The organism is Naasia sp. (assembly GCF_025465545.1).
Taxonomy (GTDB): Bacteria; Actinomycetota; Actinomycetes; order Actinomycetales; family Microbacteriaceae; genus Naasia.
Genome location: NZ_JAODMK010000046.1, coordinates 1 through 6,578, shown reverse-complemented (window position 1 = coordinate 6,578; position 6,578 = coordinate 1). Strand labels below are relative to the sequence as shown.

The 6,578-nt window shown below is 70.2% G+C and carries 4 protein-coding genes, 1 tRNA gene and 1 pseudogene; all 6 read left to right on the top strand.

Translation table 11 applies throughout. The features are described 5' to 3' along the window. Nucleotides 1-208, top strand: a pseudogene (locus tag JWR33_RS12295) (hypothetical protein); the annotation flags it as partial. 115 nt (nucleotides 209-323) lie between these two features. Continuing rightward, complete coding sequence (topA, locus tag JWR33_RS12290) at nucleotides 324-3,095, top strand: type I DNA topoisomerase (protein WP_297412208.1); 2,772 nt, start codon at nucleotides 324-326, stop codon at nucleotides 3,093-3,095. After that, nucleotides 3,092-3,715, top strand: a complete 624-nt coding sequence (gene tmk / locus JWR33_RS12285) for a dTMP kinase (protein WP_297412207.1) — start codon at nucleotides 3,092-3,094, stop codon at nucleotides 3,713-3,715. The genes topA and tmk overlap by 4 nt, the downstream gene beginning before the upstream one ends. Then, on the top strand, nucleotides 3,712-4,884 hold the full coding sequence (locus tag JWR33_RS12280) for a DNA polymerase III subunit delta' (protein ID WP_297412206.1): 1,173 nt from the start codon (nucleotides 3,712-3,714) through the stop codon (nucleotides 4,882-4,884). Before tmk ends, JWR33_RS12280 begins: the two co-directional genes overlap by 4 nt. After that, nucleotides 4,881-6,410, top strand: a complete 1,530-nt coding sequence (locus JWR33_RS12275) for an alpha/beta hydrolase (protein WP_297412205.1) — start codon at nucleotides 4,881-4,883, stop codon at nucleotides 6,408-6,410. Before JWR33_RS12280 ends, JWR33_RS12275 begins: the two co-directional genes overlap by 4 nt. A gap of 94 nt (nucleotides 6,411-6,504) precedes the next feature. Next, nucleotides 6,505-6,577, top strand: a tRNA-Thr gene (locus tag JWR33_RS12270). Nucleotide 6,578 lies beyond the last annotated feature (1 nt).

Here is a 6,578-nt window from a genome sequence, read left to right as displayed (position 1 = left end):
CGGCGCCGTCGCCGGCCCCGCCTGTGCCGCCGCGGCCCGCGTCGTCGCGGCGAACCGGGGCCGGCTCACGCTCTGCCGCGTCCAGCAGCAGACCGTCACGGTAGTGGTCTCGGGCGCCCTGCTCGGGCTGCCGATCACCGCGTCAGCACGCGCGGGCCCGCCCCCGCAAGAGGACCGACACGGAATCCGCCTCCAGCGGAGCGATTAGGTATCCGGTCGTCGCTCGTGTGTATGGTGTGCGGTGACGGCCGGGCTCCCGGACCGTTCCGCCGTCTCCGCCGACGGCATCGTCGTCACTCCTCTCCCAAGGAAGGGATTCCCCTGTGCCTGTCAGCAAGAAGCTCGTCATCGTCGAGTCGCCCGCGAAGGCGAAGACGATCGCCCAGTATCTGGGTGACGGCTATGAGGTGCAGGCCTCCGTGGGACACATCCGTGACCTGATCGAGCCCAAGAACCTGCCGCCCGAGCTCAAGGTCGGCAGCCTGGGCAAGTTCTCCGTCGATGTCGAGAACGGCTTCGAGCCCTACTACGTGGTCTCGGACCAGAAGAAGAAGACCGTCGCCGATCTCAAGCGCGCTCTCAAGGACGCCGACGAGCTCTACCTCGCAACTGATGAGGACCGCGAGGGAGAGGCCATCGCCTGGCACCTGCTCGAGGTGCTCAAGCCCAAGGTCCCCGTCAAGCGCATGGTGTTCCACGAGATCACCAAGGACGCGATCAACAAGGCCAAGGACAACACCCGCGACATCGACACGGCGCTCGTCGACGCCCAGGAGACCCGGCGCATCCTCGACCGCCTCTACGGCTTCGAGGTCTCCCCGGTGCTGTGGCGCAAGGTCGGCCCGGGGCTCTCGGCCGGACGCGTGCAGTCCGCGGCCACCCGGCTCGTCGTGGACCGGGAGCGCGAGCGCCTCGCCTTCGTGGCCGCCAGCTACTGGGACCTCAGCGCCACGTTCGCCCCGAGCGGCGCGAGCGAGGCCTTCGAGGCCCGGCTCTCCCGCATCGACGGGGAGCGCGTGGCCACCGGCCGCGACTTCGACGACAAGGGCGTGCTGAGCTCCGGCGCGCGGGCCCTCGACGAGGCCACCGTCACGGCGCTCGCCGAAGCGCTGCAGGACAGCGCCACCACCTCCACGGTCACGAGCGTCGAGTCGAAGCCGTACACTCGTCGGCCGGCCGCCCCCTTCACCACGTCGACCCTGCAGCAGGAGGCGGCGCGCAAGCTGCGCTTCACCGCCCGGCAGACGATGAGTGTGGCGCAGTCGCTCTACGAGAACGGCTACATCACCTATATGCGCACCGACTCCGTGTCGCTGTCCTCGCAGGCCATCCAGGCCGCGCGAAGCCAGGCCGCATCCCTCTACGGGGCCGACTCCATCCCCGACAAGCCGCGCGTCTACTCCGGCAAGAGCAAGAACGCGCAGGAGGCGCACGAGGCGATCCGGCCCTCCGGCGAGACGTTCCGCACCCCCTCCGAGCTCAGCAGCCAGCTCCGCGGCAACGAGGCGCGCCTCTACGACCTCATCTGGAAGCGCACCGTCGCCTCGCCGATGGCCGACGCCCGCGGCTCCACCGCGACCGTCACCATCGAGGCGAGGCCCGCCGGCACCGACACCGTCGCCCTGTTCTCGGCCAGCGGCACCGTCATCACCTTCCGCGGCTACATGCAGGCGTACGAGGAGGGCCGCGACGAGGAGCGCAACACCGAGCGGGAGCCGGCGGAGGCCAAGCTGCCGCCGCTCACCGAGGGACAGGCCCTCGACGTGAAGGACGCCGAGGCCAAGGGCCACGAGACCTCGCCGCCGCCTCGCTACACCGAGGCGAGCCTCGTGAAGGAACTCGAGAAGCTCGGCGTCGGCCGACCGTCCACCTACGCGTCGATCCTCTCCACGATCGTCGACCGCGGCTACGTGACCCCCCGTGGCACCGCGCTCGTGCCCAGCTGGACCGCCTTCTCCGTCGTGCGCCTGCTCGAGGACTTCTTCGGCGAGCTCGTGCAGTACCAGTTCACCGCCGACATGGAGAACGATCTGGACCGCATCGCCGACGGCGAGGCCGACCGCGTCGACTGGTTGAACGGCTTCTACTTCGGCAGCGAGGGCCACCCCGGCCTCCGTTCCGTGGTCGACAACCTGGGCGACATCGACGCCAAGAGCATCAACTCGGTCGTGCTGACCGACGACATCACACTGCGCATCGGCAAGTACGGCCCCTACTTGGAGGTCCGGGAAGAGGGCGCCGACGAGCAGGCCACCCCGCGCCGGGTGAACCTGCCGCAGGATCTCGCTCCCGACGAGCTGACCGTGGCGAAGGCCCGCGAGCTCATCGACGCTCCCGTGCAGACCGACCGCATCATCGGCATCAACCCCGAGAACGGCAAGCAGATCGTGGCGAAGGACGGCCGCTTCGGCCCCTACGTCACCGAGCTCGACCCGGAGGAGGCCGAGGATTCCTCCCCCAAGAAGAAGGCGGCCAAGCCGCGCACCGCGTCGCTGTTCAAGTCGATGGATCTCGCCGAGATCGATCTGGCCACGGCACTTCGGCTGCTGGACCTCCCCCGAGTGGTGGGCGTGGATCCCGAGTCCGGCGAGGAGATCTCCGCGCAGAACGGCCGCTACGGCCCGTACCTCAAGAAGGGCGCGGACACCCGAACCCTGCCCTCCGAGGACGCGATCTTCGAGGTCGACCTCGAGGGCGCGTTGGAGCTGTACTCGCAGCCGAAGTATGGCGCGCAGCGCCAGTCGTCGGCCCTCAAGGAGTTCGACGCGGACCCCGAGAGCGGCAAGCCGATCCGCATCAAGGAGGGCCGTTTCGGCGCCTACGTCACCGACGGTGTGACGAACGCCACCATCCCGCGCACGGAGACGATCGAGGAGATCGACTTCGAGCGGGCCGTGCAGCTGCTGGCGGACAAGCGCGCCAAGGGGCCGGCCAAGCCGGCGGCCAAGGCGAAGCCTGCCGCCAAGGGCAAGGCGGCGGCGAAGAAGACGACCACCACGAAGGCGGCGGGCACGACGGCGACCAGGGCCGCCGCCAAGACCCCGGCGAAGCGCGCGACCGGCGTCCGCAAGACGGGCGCCAAGTCTCCCTCGTGAGCGGGCTCTTCCTCACCTTCGAAGGCGGCGACGGCGTCGGCAAGTCCACGCAGGCGCAGCTTCTCGAAGACTGGCTGCGGGAGCGCGGCGAGACCGTCCTGCGCACCCGGGAGCCCGGCGGGAGCGAACTCGGCAACGAGCTGCGCGACATCGTGCTGCACCGCCGAGGCGACATGGCGCCGCGTGCCGAAGCGCTGATCTACGCCGCCGACCGGGCCCACCACATCGCCACGGTGGTGCGGCCGGCGCTGGCCCGCGGCGAGGTGGTCGTGCAGGACCGCTATCTCGACTCCTCCGTCGCGTACCAGGGCGCCGGGCGCACCCTCGACGCCGCAGAGATCCGCCGCATCTCGCTCTGGGCGGCCGAGGGCCTGCTGCCGGACCTGACCGTGCTGCTTGATCTCGACGAGTCGGCCGCGCGCTCGCGGATCGACGCGACCCGCACCACCTACGACCGGCTCGAGGCGGAGCGTGCCGAATTCCATCAGCGGGTGCGCGCCGCGTACCTGGAGCTGGCGGCGGCCGAGCCCGACCGCTTTCTCGTCGTCGACGGCGGCCGCCCCGCGGACGACATCGCGGCGCAGATCCGTGCGCGCGTCTTGGAGCTGCTGAGCCCATGAGCACGTCGTCCCTCTGGCGCGACCTCACCGGCCAGGACGAGGCGATCGAGGTGGTCCGCGCTGCCGCACACGCCGCGCACGCCGCGAACGGCGCACCCAGTGCGATGACCCACTCCTGGCTGATCACCGGACCTCCAGGATCTGGCCGGTCCAACCTCGCCTACGCCTTCGCGACCGCGCTGCTCGGCGACGGCTCCCCGGACGGCGACGAGGCGACCCGCCGCCAGGTCGCCGCGCGCACGCATCCCGACCTGGCAGTCCTGTCCACCGATCGGGTGATCATCGCCATGGACGAGGTCCGTACCCTCCTGTCCGCCTCGCAGTACTCGCCGTCGGTCTCCCGCTACCGGGTGATGATCATCGAGGATGCGGATCGCATGACGGAGCGCACCTCGAACCTGCTGCTGAAGGCGCTCGAGGAGCCGCCGCCGCGGACGGTCTGGATCCTCTGCGCGCCGAGCGAGGCGGATCTGCTGCCGACGATCCGCTCCCGTGTCAGGACGGTGCGGCTGCGCGTGCCTCGCACCGCTGACGTCGCCCGCCTCATCGAGGAGCGGGACGGCGTCTCGCCGGAGCTCGCCCTCCGGGCGGCCCAGGAGGCGCAGAGCCACATCGGCATGGCGCACCGGCTCGCGACCGACGCCGAGGCGCGGGCCCGCCGTGACGAGACGCTGCGGCTGGTGCTCGATCTGCGCACCGTCTCCGGCGCGGTGTTCGCCGCCGCACGACTGCTGGAGATCGCCGGCGAGGACGCGAAGGCGATCTCGGAGCAGCGCGATGCGGAGGAGCGCGCATCCGCCTTGCGCTCCCTCGGCATCGAACCCGGGGGTGCGATCCCGGCCGGCCTGCGCAGCCAGATCAAGGCGCTCGAGGACGACCAGAAGCGGCGCGCCACCCGCAGCCTGCGCGACGGGGTGGATCGCATCCTCATCGATCTGCTGTCGGTGTTCCGGGACATCCTGCTCTGCCAACTCGACGCGCGGCTCGAGCGCGTGAACGTGTCCGCGGCCGTCGCGATCGAGCAGGCAGCGGCCGCCACCGATCCCGCCGACACGCTCGCCGTGATGGGCGGCATCGCCGCTGCCCGCCGGCGCATCGAGGCCAACGTCCCGCCCGCCCTCGCGCTCGAGGCGATGCTCATCCCCGCCATCCGAAGGGCCTCCCCGTGAAGCTTCCCCGACTGATCGGGGCGGCCGTGCTGCTGCTCGTGCCCGCCCTGCTCACGGGGTGCTTCCTCGCGCCCCAGGTGAGCACGTCCACGCCCACCGGGGAGGACGTCTCCGCAGCCCTGCGGCCGTATTACTCCCAGACACTGAGCTGGGCGAACTGCGGCAACGAGATGCAGTGCGCGACCGCCACGGCCCCCCTCGACTGGTCTGCGCCGGCCGCTGCGGACGACATCGAGCTCGCGCTGGTCCGGCATCGAGCGACCGGGGAGCGGCAGGGCTCGCTGTTCGTCAACCCAGGCGGCCCGGGCGCCTCCGGCTACGACTTCATCCATGACAGCGTCGACTTCGCGGTCAGCGACGACCTGCAGGCCCGATTCGACGTGATCGGCTGGGATCCTCGGGGCGTCGGCCGCTCGTCGTCGGTGGACTGCTACGACGGTCCGCAACTCGACGAGTTCCTCTTCGGCACCCCCGACGCTCCGGTCGATTCGGCCAAGTACACCGAGGAGGTCACGACCAGCGCCAAGGACTTCGCCGACGCCTGCCTGAAGCGCACCGGAAAGCTCCTTGAGTTCGTGGACACCGAGAGCACGGTCAGCGACCTCGACATGCTTCGCGCGGTTGTCGGCGATCGGACGCTCAACTACTTCGGCTACTCGTACGGCAGCGACATCGGCGCCCGCTACGCCGACCGCTTCCCGAGGAAGGTCGGCCGGGTGGTCCTGGATGGCGCGACCGACTCGACCCTGTCGTCCTTCGACGTGCAGTTGGCGCAGACCGAGGCCTTCGGCAACGCCCTGCGTGACTACCTGGCGGACTGCCTCGCCTCCTCGGGCTGCCCGTTCACCGGGACCGTCGACGATGCGATCGACCAGATCCGCGCCACCTTCGATCGCCTCGACGGGTCTCCGCTGCGGGGCACCGACGGTCGCATGCTCACCAGCGCATATCTCGGCACGGCGATCCAGGCCGCCCTCTACGACCAGGGCAGCTGGGAGTACCTGACGCAGGCGTTCACCGAGGTGGAGTCGGGTCAGGGCAGCACGGCCTTCCTGCTCGCCGACTTCTACGTGGACCGCGACGAGGACGGCGATTACGCCTCCAACCAGTTCGAGGCGTTCTTCGCGATCAACTGCGTCGACTACCCGGTGGAGACCGATCCGGCCACCCTCGCGAAGCAGCGGGATGCGATCGCGGAGGTCGATCCCGTTGCAGAGCCGGAGGACCTGGACACTCTCGGCGACGTGGTGTGCGCGAACTGGCCATACAAGTTCCGGGGCGAGGTCACGGCGGTCAGGGGCGAGGGCGCCGCTCCGATCGTCGTCGTGGGCACCACCGGCGACCCGGCGACGCCGTACCAGTGGGCAGAGTCCCTCTCGAAGCAGCTCGAGAGTGCAGTGCTCCTCACCTACGTCGGCGAGGGGCACATCGCCTACGACGAGGGCGACCCGTGCATCGTGGACGCCGTCGACACGTACTTCATCGACGGGACGGTCCCCGAGGACGGCCTCGTCTGCACGCCGTGACGGTCCGGCTCGCCCCGGGGCGCCCGGTCGTCGTGGTGGGCTCCTGGTGGACGATCGACTAACATGGTGAGCCGTCGGTGCTCGCGCCCGACCCGCCGCCCTAGCTCAGTCGGTAGAGCGATTCACTCGTAATGAATAGGTCAGGGGTTCGATTCCCCTGGGCGGCTC

Excerpts from the sequence above, each read along its gene's own strand:
- JWR33_RS12280 (WP_297412206.1), top strand. The coding sequence starts at position 3,712 with ATGAGCACGTCGTCCCTCTGGCGCGACCTCACCGGCCAGGACGAGGCG.